The 17,853-nt window shown below is 75.1% G+C and carries 15 protein-coding genes; 5 read left to right on the top strand and 10 right to left on the bottom strand.

Going from position 1 to position 17,853, the window contains the following annotated elements; genetic code table 11:
- Positions 1-57: 57 nt before the first annotated feature.
- The 6 genes from ACIRRH_RS21195 to ACIRRH_RS21170 form a co-directional block, all read right to left on the bottom strand.
- On the bottom strand, positions 58-1,896 hold the full coding sequence (locus tag ACIRRH_RS21195; RefSeq protein ID WP_403069481.1) for a non-ribosomal peptide synthetase: 1,839 nt from the start codon (positions 1,894-1,896) through the stop codon (positions 58-60).
- Between the two features lie 27 nt (positions 1,897-1,923).
- Positions 1,924-3,099, bottom strand: coding sequence for an acyl-CoA dehydrogenase family protein (locus tag ACIRRH_RS21190; RefSeq protein ID WP_403069478.1), 1,176 nt, complete (start codon positions 3,097-3,099; stop codon positions 1,924-1,926).
- Positions 3,100-3,199: 100 nt separating this feature from the next.
- Positions 3,200-6,295 carry an amino acid adenylation domain-containing protein gene (locus ACIRRH_RS21185; RefSeq protein ID WP_403069475.1) on the bottom strand — a complete coding sequence of 1,032 codons (3,096 nt, stop codon included), beginning with the start codon at positions 6,293-6,295 and terminating at the stop codon, positions 3,200-3,202.
- A gap of 306 nt (positions 6,296-6,601) precedes the next feature.
- Positions 6,602-7,915: a non-ribosomal peptide synthetase gene (locus ACIRRH_RS21180; protein ID WP_403069472.1), complete on the bottom strand. Its 1,314-nt coding sequence runs from the start codon at positions 7,913-7,915 to the stop codon at positions 6,602-6,604.
- Positions 7,916-8,070: 155 nt separating this feature from the next.
- Positions 8,071-9,390, bottom strand: a complete 1,320-nt coding sequence (locus tag ACIRRH_RS21175) for an MFS transporter (RefSeq protein WP_403069470.1) — start codon at positions 9,388-9,390, stop codon at positions 8,071-8,073.
- A 467-nt stretch (positions 9,391-9,857) separates the two neighbouring features.
- Positions 9,858-10,979, bottom strand: a complete 1,122-nt coding sequence (locus ACIRRH_RS21170) for a PP2C family protein-serine/threonine phosphatase (RefSeq protein WP_403069467.1) — start codon at positions 10,977-10,979, stop codon at positions 9,858-9,860.
- 139 nt (positions 10,980-11,118) lie between these two features.
- On the opposite strand from ACIRRH_RS21170, the gene ACIRRH_RS21165 reads away from it, so the two are divergent.
- On the top strand, positions 11,119-11,493 hold the full coding sequence (locus ACIRRH_RS21165) for a hypothetical protein (protein ID WP_403069464.1): 375 nt from the start codon (positions 11,119-11,121) through the stop codon (positions 11,491-11,493).
- A gap of 22 nt (positions 11,494-11,515) precedes the next feature.
- On the opposite strand, the gene ACIRRH_RS21160 is transcribed toward ACIRRH_RS21165, so the two are convergent.
- Positions 11,516-12,181, bottom strand: coding sequence for a maleylpyruvate isomerase family mycothiol-dependent enzyme (locus tag ACIRRH_RS21160; protein ID WP_403069462.1), 666 nt, complete (start codon positions 12,179-12,181; stop codon positions 11,516-11,518).
- 71 nt (positions 12,182-12,252) lie between these two features.
- On the opposite strand from ACIRRH_RS21160, the gene ACIRRH_RS21155 reads away from it, so the two are divergent.
- Entirely contained in the window at positions 12,253-12,966 is a 714-nt protein-coding gene (locus ACIRRH_RS21155; RefSeq protein WP_403069459.1) for a LysR family transcriptional regulator, read from the top strand.
- Positions 12,963-13,373, top strand: coding sequence for a LysR family transcriptional regulator substrate-binding protein (locus tag ACIRRH_RS21150; RefSeq protein WP_403069456.1), 411 nt, complete (start codon positions 12,963-12,965; stop codon positions 13,371-13,373). Before ACIRRH_RS21155 ends, ACIRRH_RS21150 begins: the two co-directional genes overlap by 4 nt.
- Here the strand turns inward: ACIRRH_RS21150 and ACIRRH_RS21145 are convergent.
- A complete protein-coding gene (locus tag ACIRRH_RS21145; protein WP_403069453.1) occupies positions 13,286-14,440 on the bottom strand; it encodes an erythromycin esterase family protein in 1,155 nt (384 codons plus the stop codon). The genes ACIRRH_RS21150 and ACIRRH_RS21145 overlap by 88 nt on opposite strands.
- A gap of 135 nt (positions 14,441-14,575) precedes the next feature.
- On the opposite strand from ACIRRH_RS21145, the gene ACIRRH_RS21140 reads away from it, so the two are divergent.
- Together ACIRRH_RS21140 and ACIRRH_RS21135 are read left to right on the top strand one after the other, a co-directional pair.
- Positions 14,576-15,313 carry a TioE family transcriptional regulator gene (locus ACIRRH_RS21140; RefSeq protein WP_403069450.1) on the top strand — a complete coding sequence of 246 codons (738 nt, stop codon included), beginning with the start codon at positions 14,576-14,578 and terminating at the stop codon, positions 15,311-15,313.
- Positions 15,314-15,331: 18 nt separating this feature from the next.
- Complete coding sequence (locus ACIRRH_RS21135) at positions 15,332-15,754, top strand: SgcJ/EcaC family oxidoreductase (protein ID WP_403069447.1); 423 nt, start codon at positions 15,332-15,334, stop codon at positions 15,752-15,754.
- A gap of 114 nt (positions 15,755-15,868) precedes the next feature.
- Here the strand turns inward: ACIRRH_RS21135 and ACIRRH_RS21130 are convergent, their stop codons facing one another.
- Together ACIRRH_RS21130 and ACIRRH_RS21125 are read right to left on the bottom strand one after the other, a co-directional pair.
- Complete coding sequence (locus tag ACIRRH_RS21130) at positions 15,869-16,723, bottom strand: BTAD domain-containing putative transcriptional regulator (protein ID WP_403069876.1); 855 nt, start codon at positions 16,721-16,723, stop codon at positions 15,869-15,871.
- A 282-nt stretch (positions 16,724-17,005) separates the two neighbouring features.
- Positions 17,006-17,743 (bottom strand): ScbR family autoregulator-binding transcription factor, encoded by a 738-nt coding sequence (locus ACIRRH_RS21125; RefSeq protein WP_403069444.1) that lies wholly within the window; start codon positions 17,741-17,743, stop codon positions 17,006-17,008.
- Between the last annotated feature and the right edge of the window lie 110 nt (positions 17,744-17,853).

The following is a 17,853-nucleotide window of genomic DNA, read 5'->3' as shown; positions in this document are numbered from 1 at the left end:
TTCCGGGCGCCCCGGCCGGGTGGGCCGGGGCGCCCCGCTGAGGAGGTTGGGACGGGCTCAGGCGGTCGCGGCCAGGGCGGCCACCCGCTCCTCGACCAGCCGGGCGACGGCCCGCAGGTCCGGCTGGCGCAGCACCAGGGGAGCGCGCAGCCGTACGCCGTACTCGCTCTCCAGGGCCTCCAGGAATCTCGCCGCGGCGAGCGAGTTGCCGCCCACAGCCAGGAAGTTGTCCTCCGGGCCGAGGTCGGCGCGGCCGATCAGCTCGCGGCAGAGCTTCAGCACGGTGCGCTCGACCAGGGTGCTCCCCTCGCCCGTCAAGGCATCCTCGCCCGTCAGGGCCTCCTCGCCCGGGTCCGCCGCCGAAGCGTCGGCCAGCAGGGCCTGGCGGTCCACCTTGCCGTTGGCGTCCAACGGCAAGCGCTCCACCAGCCGGACGACGGAGGGCACGGCCTGCTCGGGCAGCCAGGGGCGGACGGCGTCGAGCAGCGCAGCGGAATCGGCACCGCCCTCGGTCTGGACGAAGGCGAGCAGCCGGACCCCACCGGTCGGCGTCTGCTCGGCGGCGACCACCGCCCGGCGCACCGCCGGGTCGCGTTCGAAGGCGGCCTCGACCTCGGCCGGTTCGATCCGCACGCCGCTGACCTTGACCTGGTCGTCGAGGCGGCCGTGGAACTCCAGCACGCCGTCCGGCCGCATGACCACCCGGTCGCCGGTGCGGTAGACCCGGTCGGTGCCGACCACGCCGGCGGGTGCGTCGACGAAGCGGCGGGCGGTCAGCTCGGGGTCCAGGTACCCGGCGGCCAGGCCGCGGCCGCCGATCCGCAGCTCGCCGGCCGTGCCGCGCGGTACCGGGCGGCCGTCCTCGTCGGTGACCAGGAGGACGGCGCCGTCGATCGGCAGGCCGATCGGCGGGGCGCCGGCGCCGTGGTCGCCGCCGGGGGGCATGGTGTGCGTGGTGGTGGTGACGGTGGCCTCGGCCGGGCCGTAGGCGTTGTGGACGGTCGCGGTGACGTCGGGCCCGGGGGCGCGGCGCAGCCGGTCACCGCCGATCACCAGGTGGCGCAGCGCCAGGCCGGCGGGCCAGGGCCGGCCGAGGACGGGCTCGGCCAGCGGGGTGGGAAGGATGGACACGGTGACGCCGGCTTCGCGCCACCAGTCGGTGAGCGCGCCGGTGTCCCAGCGGACCGCCTCGGGGGCGACGACCAGGGCCGCGCCGGAGGTGAGGCCGGCCCACAGCTCCATCACGTGCGGGTCGAAGGCGACGCCGATCAGCAGGCTGTGCCGCTCGCCGGGGCCGAGGCCGGTCAGTTCGCGGTACCACTGCAGCAGTGCGCCGAGCGCGGGCTCGGTGACGGCGACGGCCTTCGGGGTGCCGGTGGAGCCGGAGGTGAGCACCGCGTAGTGGGTGCCGGCCGGGACGCGCACCTGCTCGCCGGGGGCCAGGGCGGCCACCACGCCGCCGGTGGGCAGGTCCAGCGGCAGCCGCTCGCCGCCGGGCGGCAGCAGGTCCGGCTCGCCGACCAGGCAGGCGGGGCGCAGCTGCTCGGCGACGGCGCGCAGCCGGCGCTCCCCGGGGCGCGGACCGAGCGGCAGGTGGACGGCGCCGAGCTTGGCGGCGGCCAGGGTGACGGCGACCAGCGAGACCGAGTGGCCGAGGCAGACGCCGAGCAGGTCCCCCGGGCCGACCTTGCCGCGCAGGGCCTCGGCCACGGTGTCGGCGAGGCGGTCGAGTTCGGCGTAGCTGTGGACCTGGTCGCCGTCGATCAGGGCGGGGGCGTCGGGGGTGCGGTGCGCCCAGGCGGTGAACAGGTCGAGCACCGCGCCGTCCTGGTGCGGACGGCCGTACCCGATGCTCGGGTTCTCCGCGCTCCGGGCTTCCTTGTCAAGGTGTTCCATCATCATCTCCAGCAAGGTGACGTATCGTCAGTTCAGGCCCATGGAACGGGCGATGATCACCTTCTGGACCTCCGAGGTCCCCTCGATGATCGTGGTCATCCGGACGTAGCGGTACAGGAACTCCAGCGGGTGCCCGCGCACCCAGCCGGTGGCCCCGTGCACCTGGAGCGAGCGGTCCACCGCGCGCACGGCGGTCTCGGAGGCGGTGAGCTTGGCGAGCGCCGCGTTCTCGGGCGACTCGGTGCCCTCGTCGACCAGCCGGGCGCAGGCGAGGGTGAGCAGCTTGGAGGCCTCGACCTCGGCCCGGGTGGCGACCAGGTGCTCCTGGACGTGCTGGTACTCGCCGATCACCCGGCCGAAGGCGCGGCGGTCCTTGGCGTACTCGACGCCGATCCGCAGTGCGTGCTCGGCGATGCCGTTGCACATCGCGGCGACCACCAGGCGGCCACGCGAGAGGCTGTCGATGGCGAGGGCGGTGGCCGCGCCGACCCCCTCCTCGCCGCCGATCACGGCCTCCGGGCCGACGGTGACCCCGTCCAGCAGCAGTTCGAACAGCGGCTCGCCGGACATGCCCTCGTAGCGCTGGCCGATCCGCAGCCCGAGTTGGTCCATCGGCAGCACGAAGGCGGTGGCCCCGGCCGTGGGGCCGGCCCCGTCGCCGAGGTCGGTGGCGGCGACGACCAGCGCGATCCCGGCGTGCTCGGCGTTGCTGACGAAGGTCTTGCGGCCGTTCAGCACCCAGCCGTCGCCGGTGCTCACGGCGGTGGTGGTGAGGCGGAACGCGTCGGAGCCGGCGTGCGGCTCGGTGAGGGCGAGGCAGCGGGTCTGCTCGCCGCGCACCAGCGGGACGAGGTGGCGCTCGACCTGCTCGGGGGTGCCGTGTCGCAGCAGCGGGCTGGGCCCGTCGGAGCCGGCCAGCGCGTACGGGGCGAGCACGCAGCCGCTGCGCCCGGCGGCGTGGTGCAGCAGGACGACGGCGGTGAACGGCATGCCGGCGCCGCCGAGCTCCTCGGGGTAGTCGCCGGCGTAGAAGCCGAGTGCGGCGGAGCGCTTGCGAACGTAGGCCCGCAGGTCGGCCGGCACCTGGTCGGCGGTCTCGGGCAACTCCGCGGCCAGCGGGACGAGTTCGCGCCGCACGAAGCTCTCGAAGGCCTCGACGAGTTCGCGGTGGCCGTCTTCCAGGACGGCGGAGGGGGCGGTCATGCTCCCACCTCGCCGCGCTCGGCAGGGGCAGTCGCCCGTGCACACCTCTCGGTGGCCCTCCCCCGGCCTTCGGCCGCGGGGACCCTCATGCATCGCTCGTTCACTTGGCGTCTCCTGCGGTGAGGGCGCGGGCCTGGTCGGCCAGCACGGCGTGGCGGAACAGGGTGCGCAGCGGCGGACGGCTGCCGAGGTGCGGCTCCAGGTACGCGGCGAGCTGGGCGGCGAGCAGCGAGTGGCCGCCGACCTCGAAGAAGTGCGAGTCCGCGGCGAAGCGGTCGTGGCCGAGCACCTCGCGCCAGGCGGCGGCGATCAGCTGCTGGCCGGGGTCGGTGAACTCGCTCGGCGCGCTCTCCTCCGCCTCGGAAGCCTCCGGAGCCTCCGCCACCAGGCGGGCGAGGGCGGTCCGGTCGGGCTTGCCACCGGGCAGGGTCGGCATCGTGGCGACGGCCGTCCAGCTCGCCGGGACGAGCCCGCCGGGCAGCCGGCGGGCGAGCGCCTCGTGCAGGGCGGCCTGGTCGGGGCGGTCGGCGCCCTCCAGGAAGCCGACCAGCCGCGGGCCGGTCTGCGGATCGGTGTGCAGCAGCACCGCGCAGGAGCGGCCGCCGAGTTCGGCGGAGGCGGCCGCCTCGATCTCCTCCAGTTCGATCCGGTGGCCGCGCAGCTTGACCTGGTTGTCGGCGCGGCCGAGGAAGCGCAGCCGCCCGTCCAGGTCGCGGTAGCCGCGGTCGCCGGTGCGGTAGACACGGGCGCCGCCGAGCGCGGGGACGGTCACGAACCGGGCCTCGGTCGGCTCCGGCAGGCCCAGGTAGCCATCGGCCAACAGGGCTCCGCCGACGGCGAGTTCGCCGACGCAGCCGGGGGCGAGCGGGCGCAGCGTGTCGTCCAGGACGTGGATGCGCACGCCGTCCAGTTCGGCGCCGAGCGGGATCTCGCCGTCCTCGGCGACGTCGGCGGCGGTGACCTCGTACACGGTGGAGGTGACGGTGGCCTCGGTGACGCCGTAGGCGTTCAGCACGGTGGTGGCCTCGGTCAGGCCGGCCAGTGCCCGGGCGGGCAGCCGCTCACCGCCGAGCACCAGCAGCCGGGGAGCCCAGCGGCCGTCGCGCAGTGCCTCGCACAGGTCCTCGCGGACGGCGAGCAGGTAGCTGGTCGGCAGGTTGGCGACGGTGACGCCGCGGGCGGCCAGCGCGGCCACCAGCTCGGGCCCGGTGGGCACCTCGCGCTGCGGCACGACGAGGGCGGCACCGGCCACGAGGGCGGGCAGCACCTCCTCCAGGGCCACGTCGAAGGACGGCCGGGCGAACAGCAGCACCCGGTCGGCGGCGGTGAGACCATAGCGTGCGGCGATCGCGGCGACGTACCCGGTGAGGGCCTCGCGGCCGACCAGGACGGGCTTGGGCACGCCGGTGGAGCCGGAGGTGTGGATCACGTAGGCGGCGCCGTCCAGTACGGCGGCGGGCTCGGCCTTCGGGAAGGCGGGGCCGTCCAGCAGGGCCGGGGTCACGCCCTCGGCGGGCAGCGCCAGCGCGCTCTGCCGGGTGGCCAGGACGAGCGCCGGGCTCAGCCGCTCCAGCAGCAGCCCGAGCCGGGCGGCCGGGTCCTCGGTGGACAGCGGCGCGTACACGGCGCCGTGCCGCAGGCAGGCGAGCAGGGCGACCACGCTGTCCGCGCCGCGCGGCAGCACGGTGGCCACCGGCTGGCCGGGGGCGACCCCGGCGGCGCGCAGCCGCTCGACCAGCTCGGTGACCCGGCGGTCGAGTTCGCCGTAGCTGATCCGTTCGGTGCCGGCCAGCAGGGCGAGCGAGGTCGGGTCGTGGGCGGTGGCCGGGTCGAGCGCGGCCGGGCTGACCGGGGTGGCCGGTGCGGCCTCGGGCGCGGGGGCGAGTTCGGCGATCGGCGTCTGCGGGCGGTCCAGGTAGCAGCGCAGCAGCTCCAGCAGCCGCTCGGACAGCAGCACCGCCTCGGACTCGCGGAACAGGTCGGCGTCGTAGTCCCAGACCAGGGTCATCCCGGCGGCGCCGTGCTTCTCGCCGACCACCCGGCGGTCGTCGGGCAGCAGCACCAGGTCGAGGTCGAAGCGGGTGGTGCCGGTGTTGAAGCCCTCGTACAGCGAGACCTCCAGCCCGGGTGCCTGGACGTCGGGCAGCGCCGCGTCGTGCGCGCTGAACATCACGTTGAACAGCGGGTTGTCGGCGCCGGTGGTGTGCAGTCCGAGCCGGCGGGTCAGTTCCTGGACCGGCAGGTCCTGGTACGGCAGCGCGCGCAGCAGGACGTCGGTCACCTCGTCCACGGCCTCGGTGCCGGGGGCCTGCGGGTCGAGCCGCAGGCGCAGCGGGACGGTGTTGACGAACATGCCGACGGTGCCCTCGAAGCCCTCCGGGCGATTGCCGACGGCGGTGCCGATCACCAGCTCGCGGTGGCCGCTGTGCCGGCGCAGCAGTTCGGCGAGCAGGGCGAGGAGGGTGCTGAACGGGGTGTGGCCGTCCGCCTTGCTGCGTTCGCGCAGCCGCTCGGCCAGGTCGGCGCCGATCGACTGGCGCAGCTGGCCGCCGCGGTGGCGCCGTTCGGCGCCCTGCCGGGCCAGCCCGGGCAGGGTGACCTCACGCGGCGCGTCGGCCAGCTCCTTCGCCCAGAAGTCGAGGCCGCGGTCCCGGGGGAGGTCGGCAGCGGCGCGGGCGTGCTCCTCGTACGAGGGGGCGGCGGGCAGCTCGTAGGGCTCGCCGAGGACGGTGGCGCGGTAGACGGTGAACAGGTCGCGCAGCAGGATCGCGAAGGAGTGGCCGTCGTGGACGAGGTGGTGCTCGACATGGATCAGCCGGTGGTGGTCCTCACCGAGCCGGACCAGGTGCCAGCGCAGCACCGGCGCCCGCCCGGTGTCCAGCGGCTCCTCGGCCTCGGCGGCGAGCAGCCGGCGGAAGGCGGCCTCCGGGTCCTGCTCGGCGGCGAAGTCGCTGTGGCGCAGCTCCGGTTCGCAGCCTTCGGCGACCCGCTGGCCGGGCAGGCCCTCCGGCCTGGGCACCAACTCCAGCCGCAGACCTGGGTGGTGGGCCAGCACGGCGACCAGGCCGGCGTGCAGGGCCTCCCGGTCGAGGGTGCCCCACAGGTCGAGGACGGCGGTGAAGTTGTAGGCGCGGCTGCCCGGCAGCATCTGTTCGTGCAGCCAGACGATCTCTTGCGACGGAGAGAGTGCGAACATGGTCAACTCCCTTGTGTGGTGGGCGTGTCGGCACTGCGTTGGCCGGAGGCGGGCGTGGGGTTTTCCCGCTCCGGCCGGTGGGCCGGGCCGCACCGGGGTGAGGTGCGGCCCTGAGCCCGGGGTACCGTCCGGCGGCGTGTCGGACGCGCGCGGACGGGCGTGGTGGATCCGTCGTGATGGATCCGGCGTGGGAGTTCGGGGCCCGCGGGTCTGGCGTGCGGGCACGGGTGTACGGGAGCGAGCGGGTGGTCAGGGGGTGGTCGAGGGGGATGAACCGGCGGTCGGCGCCTGTTGCCGACGATGTGGTCAGGCCTGCGGGGCCAGGCTCGGCCGGGCGTGCAGGTGGTGCCGCAGCACGGCGAGCAGTTCGCCGAAAGCGGCCCGGGCGTCGGCTTCGGGGAAGCGGTCACGGTCCCAGGCCAGCCGGATCAGCAGGTCGTCGCCGTGCGAGGCGGAGACGGCCAGCGGCGCGGCGAGCGGACGCCCGTCCAGGTGGGTCTCCCGGCCGGAGGTGCCGCCGAGCACCAGCGGCGGGCGGCGGTGCAGGTCCTCCAGGGTGAGCAGGGCGTCCAGGGCGCCCGACCATGCGGCGCCGGCCGTGCGGGCGGCACGGACCACCTCGTCGAAGGGGGTGGCGGCCTGGTCCAGGTCGTCCCACCAGGCGTCCGCGAGGGCGTCCAGGTCCGCGGCCGGGTCCGAAGTGGCCGGGTGCACCAGGGTGTTGAGGAAGCAGCCGAGCGCAGCGGGAGCACCCGCCGGCCGGCCGCCCCACGGGTAGCCGAGCGCGAGCGGCCCTCCCCCGGCCTCCGGCCCGGGGGACTCCGACGTCCGGTGCAGCCGGTGCAGGGCCGAGCCGGCCGCGTCCAGCAGGGCCGGGAAGACGGCGCCGCGGGCGGCGCCCCCGGCGGCGGGCAGCCGCTCGGTGAGCATGCCGGTGGACGTGGCCGCGCCGCCGCCCGCCCCGGTCAGGCCGCCCAGCCGGCGGCCCCAGTGGGCCTGCGCGGCGGGGCCGCCGGCGGCGTCCTCGGCGGCGAGCTGCAGTTCGACGGCCTGCCGGTAGTCGGCCAGCGCCTGGGGTGAGGGCCCGTCCGCCGGCGCCTCGTCCTGCTCGTACGCCGCGCTGAGCTCGGCGGTGAGCACGCCGAGCGACTGCTCGTCGCAGGCGGCGTGGTCCAGTGCGAGGGCGAGGAGTTCCTCGTCCCCGTCCGGGTCCGCGGCCACCAGCAGGCGCAGCGCGGGTCCGTCGGCGGGCCAGTCCAGCAGGGCCTCGCGCAGCGCCGCGCGCGCGGTGCCGCCGGGGGCGACGGCGATCCGGGCGGCCTCGGCCGAGGGACCGCCGGTGCGCAGCACGGGCGTGCCGCGCACCGTCGCGAAGCCGCCGCACAGCGCCGGGTGGTGGGCGGCCACCGCGGCCGCGGCGCGGGCCAGCCGTTCCGGGTCGAGGGTGCCGCGCGGGTAGGCGAAGAACAGCGGGACGACGTCGGTGCGGCTCTGCGGCGCGAGCCGGCGGGTGATCAGGAACCGTCGCTGGGCGCCGGTCAGCGGGTGCAGCTCCACCGGGGATTCGGCGGCGGCGGAACGGTACCGGGCGAGGTAGGCGGCGGTGATGCTGGCGTGCACGGGAACGGTCTCCGGTTTCCGGTTGCGGCTCGAATCGGGGATCGGTCGGGGGATCGGCCAGGGTCTTGCTCGGTCCGGGTGGTACGGGGCTCTCAGGTCCGGGTGGTACGGGGCTCGGGTCCGGGTGGTGCGGGCGGTTTGGGCGGGCGGCCCGGTCAGGACGCGGTGGGGCTCACGGCACTCTCCTCGCCGGCGGCGTCCTCGCCCGCGACCTGCCCGGCCGTACGGTCGGGGCCCGGCAGCTCGCGCATCCGCCGCAGCGGCGAGAGCAGCAGCGGCAGCGGCACCAGCAGGAAGCCGGCGGCGCAGAGCCAGAGCGCGGTGCGCGGCCCGGCCGCGTCGGCGACCACGCCGCCGACCAGGGCGCCGATCGGCAGGGTGCCCCACACCAGGAAGCGCATGGTCGCGTTCATCCTGCCGAGCAGCTCCGGCGGGCAGACGCTCTGCCGGAAGCTCACCTGGGCGACGTTGTACGCCACCGCGCCGAACAGCACCACCCCGGAGGCCAGGCCGAACAGCACCACGCCAGCGCCGCGGCCGGACAGCGGCCACAGCAGCGCGAACGGCGCCGTCACCACCGTGGACAGCCAGATCAGCCGGGCCTGCCCGATCCACCGGGCGAGCCGCCCCGCACACAGCGCGCCGGCCAGTCCGCCGACGGCGGAGACCGACAGCAGCACGCCGATGGCTCCCGGCGACAGGTCGAGCACCCGCACCCAGAACACCGTCTGCACGGCGGTCAGCACGGCGGAGAACAGGTTGGACGTGGCGGTGGCGGTCGCGATCGCCCGCAGCAGCGGGTGGCCGAGGACGAACCGCACGCCCTCCCCGACCTCGGCGCGCAGCGAGCGCCCCGGTTCGGGCTCCGGCCGCGGTTCCTCGGCCTTGATCCGGACGAGCAACAGCGCGGACGCGAGGTAGCCGCAGGCGTCGGCCACGATGGCGAGCGGCGCCCCGAGCAGCTGGACCAGCCCGCCGCCGAGGCCCGGCCCGGCGATCTGCGCCGAGGAGCGGACCGTCTCCAGTGCGCCGTTCCCGCCGATCAGCTGCTCGCGCGGCAGGACGGCGGGCAGGAAGGACTGGTGGGCGACGTCGAAGAACACCGTCGCCACCCCGGTGACCAGCGCCACCAGGTACAGCTGCGGCATGGTCAGCACCCCGAACGCGGCGGCCGGCGGGATCGACCCCACGGCCAGGCAGCGCACCACATCGGCCCGGATCAGCACCGGCAGCTTGCGCATCCGGTCCAGCCAGGCGCCCGCCGGAAGACCGACGAGCAGGAAGGCGGCGGTCTCGGCGGCGGTCAGCAGGCCGACCTGGAACGGCGTGGCGTCCAGCACCATCACCGCCACCAGCGGCAGGGCGACCAGGGTGACCTGACTGCCCGTCTGGGCCGCCGCGGCTCCGGTCAGCAGGAGCCGGAAATCGCGGTGGCCGAGCAGACGGGCCTGGCGGGGGCGAGGCTTCTCGTTCATCGGTGCGACTCTCGGTCACCTCTTCGACACAGGGCAAGCACCAGGTTCGTTTCCGGACGGACCGCAGGTCGGCGGAATCCCGCCACTCCCCCGGCCGGCCCTTGCGCGCCCCTTACGGCCGCTTCCGGCGCTGCCGCACCGTCCGCAACGCCCGTCGGCCAAGGCGGCACGGCCCGACGGGCACCCTGATCGCGTCCGGGTCCGCCGGTCCATTTCGCTGTCCGGTATCCGGACTCCGCCTTTCCAGCCACCGGACGGTGGCGCTCAACTTGACCGGATTCCATGGAGTGCAGCCCGACCGTCACCTCATCGTGATATCGGCGTGACCGGAGCGAGCCGTAGAAGGGGGTCCCGGGCGGATACGAGCCGCCCCCTGACCGGCCCGGTCCGCCGCCACCGCATCAGACCCTCCGGTGATCCGCGTCCGCGACCGGCCCCGGACCCCGGCAGGCGTCGCCCCTCAGCCGTCAGTCCGCCTCCGCCGCCGCCTCGGCCCGGTGCGTGATCGCCAGCACCGCCATGTCGTCATCCCTGGGCCCGCCGGTCCACCGCCCGACGTCCGCCACCAGCGCGTCCAGCACCTCCCCCGGCCCGGAGAACGGCCCCAGCCGGGCCAGGCCGAGCACCGGGTCGTAGAACTCCCCCGCCGTGTCCCTGGCCTCGGTGACCCCGTCGGTCACCAGCAGCAGGGTGCTCCCGGCCGGGAACGGCCGGCTCTCCGGCGCCGGGCGCGCCACGCCCAGCCCGCCCATCCCCAGCGGCAGCCCCGGGTCCGCCGCGTCCAGCCGGCGCACCCGGGGCCCGGCCCCGCCCCACGGGTACGGGCCGAGCAGGTACGGGCCGGGGTGCCCGCAGTCGAGCGTGCGCACGCTCTCCTCGCCCGGCGGGAACTCCACCAGCAGCGCGGTGACGAACCCCTCCAGCCGCAGCTCCTCGCTCATCCGCTCGCTCTCCCGCAGCAGCGAACCCTCCAGCGCGTCCGCGAGTGCGGCCAGGTCCGGCAGGCGGTGGGAGTCCTCCCGGAAGGCACCCAGCAGCACCGAGACCACCCCCACCGCGTGCAGCCCCTTGCCCCGCACGTCCGCGATCAGCCCGCGCACGCCGTACGGGGTGGCCTGCAACGCGTACGCGTCCCCGCCGATCAGCGCCTCGTCCTGGGCGGCCCGGTAGCAGGCCGCGACCGACAGCCGCCCCACCCGCGCGGGCGGCTCCGGCAGCACCGCGCGCTGCGCCGCCTCGGCCACCGACCGCACCCGCGCCAGCCGCCGTCCGTGCCGGGCGATCACGCGGTTCACCCAGATCCCGAGCAGCGCCGCGAACACCGTGTTCGCCAGCTCCAGGTGGCCGGCCCGGGTCCCGATCGACCCGTCCTGGGTGGACAGCACCAGGATGCCGAGCACATTGGCCACCCCCACCGCGACGGTGTCCCGCAACGCCAGCAGCGCCCCCGCCAGCACGGCGGCCGCCGCCAGCAGCGGATCGCCCCAGTAGTCGGTGGGATCCAGCGCGTTCCACACCAGCCCGCCGGCGGTCAGCAACCACGGCGCGACCCGCACGTACGGCGGCCACTGCACGGACCTCGGGGCCATCGGCGACCTGGCTTCCGTCTCACCACCATCCGGAAGAACTTCTTCCGATCGTAGTCACGGGCCTCCGAAACCCGCACGACGGCCGCCCGGCCGCTCGCTAGGCTTCGGCCGCACCCGTTCGAGCCCCGAGGAGAACCGGATGTCCATCTTCGCCACCTGGCTGTACTTCGGCGGCGACGACGACAGCGACGCGCCCGCCCCGAGGATCTACCAGGGCTCGCACGTCAGCCCCGCCGACGACGACCGCCGCGGGGGCTGGCTGGAACTCGGCGTGATCCCCAACCACTGCCACCCCGACGCCCGGTTCGGCGACGCTCCCGAGCCCGAGGGCGGTTGGCCCCTCCCGGTGGAGTACCTCCGGCTGGGCCTCGGCCGGCCCGCCGAGGACGGCCCGGAGGGCGCGGACGGCGCCGCGAACGGCGCGGGCTCCCAAGCGACGGTGATCCTGGACCGCGCCCAGGCCGAGCTGTTGCACGCCACCCTCACCCAGTGGCTGAACACCGACCGCCGGTAGCGCACCGCGCGCCCGTCCGCCGCTACGCACCGTCCGCCGTGAACCGTCCCGCGCCGGGCCCCGCCAGCAGGCCCTCCGGCACCCGGCGCCCGTACGCGAGCAGCAGCAGGTGCTCCGCCCGCCCCGCCACGGCGAGCGGCCCGTGCCCGTAGCACCAGTCGGCGTCCGTCGCCTCCAGGCGGACTCCGTCGATCCGGGCCCCGAAGAACCGCAGCGTGCGGGGTGTGACTCCGGCCAGCAGGGCCGTCGTGCGCGCCACCGGCAACCGGGCGGGCAGACCGAGCGCCACGGTGATGTCCAGACCGTGGACGGCGTCGTGGGCGAGGGCCGCGATGCGGCCGCCGACGGGCGGGCGCCAGGGGTGGTCGGCGTGGTCGGCCATGGCGGCGGCGAGTTCGCGCTCGGTCATCGCGGCGGCGTCGCGGCGGGCGATCCGGTCGGCCATGCGGTGGACGTTGCCGCCGGAGCGGGCGAGTTCGAGGACCGTGCGCGCCGTCGAATGCCGGAAGCCGGTGCTCATGTGCGCGGCCACCTCACGGACCCGCCAACCCCCGCACAGCGAAGGCGAGTTCCACTGCTCCGAGGTGAGGGCGGCGAACACCTCGGCGAGTTCACGGCGCTCGGCCGCGATCTGCTCACGGATCCAGTGGATCTGCCCGGTGTCCTGGTTCTGCGGCACGGTTTCCATGCGTCCAGCCTGCGACCGGAACCGTACACCCGTCCAAGGCCGGGAATTTCTGGCACCTATGATCAGGAGTTATGGAACTGCGGCAGCTCCAGTACTTCGTCACCGTCGCCCAGCACGGCAGCTTCACCCGGGCCGCCCAGCTGCTGCACCTGACCCAGCCTGGGGTGAGCTCCCAGATCCGGCAGCTGGAGCGGGAGCTGGGCCACCGGCTGCTCGACCGCTCGGGCCGCACCGTACGGCTCACCCCGGCCGGCGAGGCGGTGCTGCCGCACGCCCGGGCGGCGCTCGCCTCCGCGGCCGCGGCCCGCCGCACGGCCGAGGAGTTCGGCGGGCTGCGGCGCGGGCACGTGCGGCTGGGCATGGTCGCCGGCGCGGCCCTGACCCCGCCGTCCGAACTGGGGACCTTTCCCGGGCTCGCCACCACGCTGGCCGCCTTCCGCCAGGAGCACCCCGGCATCGACTTCTCGCTCACCGAGGACACCACCGCACAGATGCTCGGCGCCCTGCGCGACGGGCGGCTGGACCTCGCCGTCATCGCTCTGCCCACCCCCGCGAGCGGGCGGGAGGGCGACAACGGCTGGTCGGCCCTGACCGGGCTCGCGCTGCACACCGTGCTGGAGGTCCCGCTGGTCGCGGCCTGTGCGGAGCAGCATCCGCTTGCAGACGGCGCCGGGTCCGGTCCGGTACCTTCCCCGGCCCCGGCGCCTTCCCCGATCCCGGCGCCTTCCCCGATCCCGGCCGGAACGCGCTCCCGGTCGCGGCGCTCGCCGGGCACGCCCTGGTGAGCACCCCGCGCGGCACCGGTCTGCGCACCGCGCTGGAGTGCGCGCTGGCCGAGGCCGGTGTCGATCCGACGGTCGGCGTCGAGGCGGCCGCGCCACCACAGTTGGCCGAACTCGCCGTACACGGCCTGGGCGTGGCCGTCCTGCCGGACCCGGGCCCGGTGCCCGGTCTGCGGGTGCGCCCACTCGCCAACCCCGTCCCCCGGGTCCGGATCGCGCTGGCCTGGCCGACCGGGCAGCCCGCCTCGCCGCCGGCCGCCGCCCTGGTGGCCCACCTGCGGCAGGCCTACCCGGGGCCGGCGGCCGCTCACTCTCCGGCCGCTCAGTCTCCGGCCGGCACCGCCGCGCCGTCGGCGACGTGCAGCAGCGCGACCGCGCCGTCGAGCACCTCCCGGCCGAGCGGGAAGTAGCCCTGCCGCGGGACGGTGTCGGTGCGCGTACGGGCGCCGGCCGGCAGTGCCGTGTCCCTCAGTTCCCAGACCGCACCGCGTCCCTGCAGGTGGGCCTCGTACGTCCCCGGCGCCGGCTCGGCCAGCCCGATCGCCTCGCTGCGCCCCAGGCTCCCGGCGACGAAGGCGTACCGCTCGCCCAGCAGGGTGCCCACGATGCGGCCCGCGCCGGTCCACCGGCAGTCCAGCTCGCCCAGCGCCCAGGCGCTCGGGTTCCACTGCAGGTGCAGGTTGTGGGAGAAGACCAGGGTCGGTCCGCGCCGGTCCTCGATCGCGCGGATGTCGAGCAGGTTCTGCGCCATCAGTGCGTCCCGCACGCCGGACAGGGCGCTGATCCGGGCGCTCGGGGTGAGGCCGCGGACCGCCGACTGCGCGTGGTAGCGCAGCAGTCCGATCCCGGCGGTCAGCCGGGTGCGGACCGCGAACCACTCGGCGGACGAGGTCGCGGCGACCAGCTCCGGTGCGTGCATGTGGAGTTGGAGCAAGAGGTCGTCGGCGAGGCAGCGCAGCCGCGCGGCTTCGGCGGTGCCGCCCGGCGACTGCGCCGGATCCATCACCGCCTCCGTGCGGCTCCAGCTCTCGTCCTCGCCGGCCGCACGGGCGAGGTCGAGGTCGAGACCCAGGTAGTCGCGGGCGTGTTCGAGGTAGCGGCGCGGGCTGGGGGCGCTGGTGGTCTCGCTCGGGACGTCGAAGCCGTGGAAGGCCAGCCGCGCGCCGGGCGGCCGTTCCCGGTTGAACTCCCGCATCCAGGCGACGAGTCGACGGTTGGGCTCGTGTTCCCCGAAACCGTGGGTGAAGCCCTCCCCCATCGCCGAATCGAGGGTGCCGACACCCTCCCGGACATAGGCGTCCACGGCGAACGCGGCCACCCGGTCGGTCTCCAGGGCGATCGACCGGAAGCCCCGGTCGACCAACCGGGCGAACAGCTGATTGCGGACCCACCCGAACGCCGGCTCTTGGTGCGTCGGCTCCCCGAGGCCCAGAAGCTCGCACGCCGGGGTGACGAAGTCATGCATGTCCTGGTTCATGGGTCTCAAGCGTATCCTTGAAAGAACGGTTGAGACTTTTCCCTCCACTGCCGCTCAGCCGCCGCCGAAACCCTCAATCGGCCCTCAACAGCCGATCGGCTTCGAACGCTCACCGGCCCGGAACGGGAGACGACCATGCGCCCCGCCGACCTCGCGCGCGAGCACGGCATCTCGACCCAGGCGATCCGCAACTACGAGCGCGACGGCTGCCTCCCGCCCGCCGAACGCACGCCCACCGGGTACCGGATCTACACCGAACTGCACGCGTCCGCCCTACGCGCCTACCTCTCCCTCGTCCCCGCGTACGGGCACGCGACCGCCGGCTCGGTCATGACCGCCCTCCATGCCGAGCGACTCGACGAAGCCCTCACCGAACTCGACCGGGGTCACGCCCAGTTGCTGCGCGACCGGGAGACCCTCACCGCCGTCCGCGAGGCCGTCTGCCACCTCACCGACGACGGCGCCGCCACCGGACCCGGCCTTCCCGCGCCGCCCGGCCCCCGATCCGTCGGCGAGGTGGCGCACCGGCTCGGCGTCACCCCCGCGACCCTGCGGGCCTGGGAGGCCGCCGGCATCCTCGCCCCCGCCCGGGACCGCGCCACCGGCCACCGCCGCTACCTCCCGGCCGACGTCCGCGACGCCGAACTCGCCCACCTGCTCCGCCGGGGCGGGTACCCGCTGGACCGCATCGCCACCGTGCTGCGGCAGATCCGTGCGGCGGGCGGCACCGACGAGTTGGCCGCCGCCGTCGACGGCTGGCAGCAGCGCCTCACCACCCGGGGCCTGGCGATGCTCACCGCCTCGGCCCGCCTCGCCGACTACCTGGCACTGCGCCCGGGGCGTCCCAACGGGCTTGACCTCAAGGGCACTTGAGATCACAGAGTGATCCGCATGAACACCGAAGCCGCAGCGACCGAGCCTGCAGACACCGAGCACGTGGACATCTCGGCCATCGAACGGGTCGTGGCCGCCGTCGAGCGCTCCCAGCGCGCCAGGGACCCTGACGCCTTCCTCGCCCTGTTCCACCCCGAAGCACTCTGGACCACCGCGCACGGCAAGGTCCTGATCGGCCTGGACGCGATCGCCGAGTTCACCCGAGCCGTGCTGCCCGCCGCGACCTGGGACGGCAGTGTCACCTACGAGCCGGTACACATCCGGTTCCTTCGCCCCGACGTGGCCGCCGTCAAGGTCCGCCAGGTCTACCACTCGGCGGAGGGCGACTCGGAGGGGGCACCGCTGTACGTCATGACCAGGCAGGACGACGGACGGTGGCTGCTGCACGCCTGCCAGAACACCGGCGTGCTCGCCGACTAGCCACCGGTCCGGTTGCTGCCGGACAGGCCCGGGCGCGCCGCCGTCGTGACAGCGCGCCCGTCTGACGCCGTGCGCCCGTCCCGGGTCTGCCGGACCCGTGGACGGCCGCCCCGGTCAGCCGACCCGGGTGAGGCGGGCGGGGCGGGCCCCGGCTCCGTCGGCGAGCGCGCCGGGCTGCTCCTGGTCCGACCGTTCGGGACCGGCGAGCAGGATGGAACGCTGCAGTCGGCGCAGTGCCGCGGACGGCTCCATGCCCAACTCCCGGACCAGGGTGTTCCGCAGGCGCTGGTAGGCCTCCAGTGCCTCGCCCCGGCGGCCGGAGCGGTGCAACGCGATCATGTACTGGCCGTGCAGGCTCTCGTGGGTGCGGTAGCGGTCGACCAGGACGGTGAGTTCGGCGAGCAGCACCCGGTGTCGGCCGAGCCGCAGGTCGGCCTCGATCCGCTGGTCCAGCGCGCAGAGCCGAGTCTCCTCCAACCTCTTCGCCTCGACCGCGAGTTGGCCGCCGACCGGAACGTCCGCGAAGGCCGGACCGCGCCACAGCGCGAGCGCGTCGCCCAACTGTCGGGCGGCGAGCGGGAAGTCACCCCCGTCCATGGCGCGGTAGCCGTGCCCGGCGAGGCGGTCGAACTCCTGGAGGTCGACCAGTCCGCCGCCGCTGTTCAGCATGTAGCCGCCGGCCGAGGTGACCAGGACGTCCTTCGCGCAGGAGGCCCCCGGGCCGCCGTCGCCCTGGGTGAGTGCCCGGTCGATGAGGTCGCGCAGTTGGAGCACATAGGTCTGCACGGTGGTACGGCTGCTGCGGGGCGGGCGGCCGGACCACAGCTCCTCGGCGAGGACACTCGCCGGGACGACCTGGTCGGCCCGTAACGCCAGCAGGGCGAGCACCTGCCGCGGCTTCGGCGCCGACGGCACCACCGACACCCCGCACAGTCGGACCCCCAAGGCCCCCAGCACCCGGATCTCCACGACGACCACCCCAAATCCAGACGGATCGGCGGCCCCGACGGCCGCCGGCCGGGCGGGCGCTCCGCTGCTCACCGTCCGCGCAGGTCCGCTGGACGGTCGATCGAGCACCCGGCACCATCCAAAAACAGGTCAGACGGTTTGTCAATACAAAACCGAACGCGCTGTTTGTTTTTAGGCGATGCAACCCCCTGCGGAGCCGGCCCCTGGACCGCCCGTCCGATCCCGAACCGGTCCGCCCAGGGGCCGCCCGGCCACCCCGAGGCCCATCCGGCCCACTCCGACTCAGGCCGGGCCGGCCCCGTCCGCCCCAGCTCCGGCCGCCTCGCTCGCGCCGGCCTCCGCCGACTCCACTGCCTCCGCAGCTTCGGCCGCTTCGACCGCCCGGGCCGCTGCCAGCTCCGCGACCACCCGGGCACCCCGGTCCACCGCGAGGTCGAGCGTGGCCAGCACCCCGGGCACCGCGATGCTCGGCATCAAGTGCTGGTACAGCGAGGCGATCCGGCGCTCCAGGTCCGCCCGGCCGGACATCTTCTGCGACTGGATCTGCACCCCCGTCCAGGCCCCGGTGACCAGCCACGCCGTCTCGGCGGGCACCACCTGGGGCAGCAGCTCACCGCGTCGACCGGCCGTTGCCAGCACGATCTCGGCCCGCTGGATCCAGCCGGGCGCCGCGCCGCCGCTGAAGTCGCCGAACACGTCCTGGCCGAGGGAGAGCCGCGCACCCGCGCTCAGCACCGGGTCGCGCGGCATGAGGTGGGCGACCACCATCCCGAGGTCCACGAACTCCTGGAGCTTGCAGTGCCGTTCAGGGATCTCGTCCCTGCCGAACTGCTCCTCCACGACCCCCTGGGCGAGCTCCCGCTTGGAGGCGAAGTGGAAGTACACCGCACCACGGGTCACCCCGGCACGGGCCACGACCTCACCGATCGTCGCCCCCTCGTACCCGTACTCGTCGAAGACCGACGCCGCCGCCTCCAGGATCAGCCGACGCGTCCGGACCGCCCGCTCCTGCCGCACCACCGCAACCACCCCACCCGAAACGCTCGGCAAACAAAACCAAACACCCCGTATCTTACCCGCCAAGACCGGCCGGGAGCCCTGCGTCCCAGGTCACATGGACCGCCTTCGAG

This window comes from Kitasatospora sp. NPDC101235 (assembly GCF_044767505.1).
In the GTDB taxonomy this organism is placed as follows: Bacteria; Actinomycetota; Actinomycetes; order Streptomycetales; family Streptomycetaceae; genus Kitasatospora.
The sequence above is the reverse complement of the archived record's forward strand: the minus strand, read 5'-3'. Positions and strand labels throughout refer to the sequence as shown.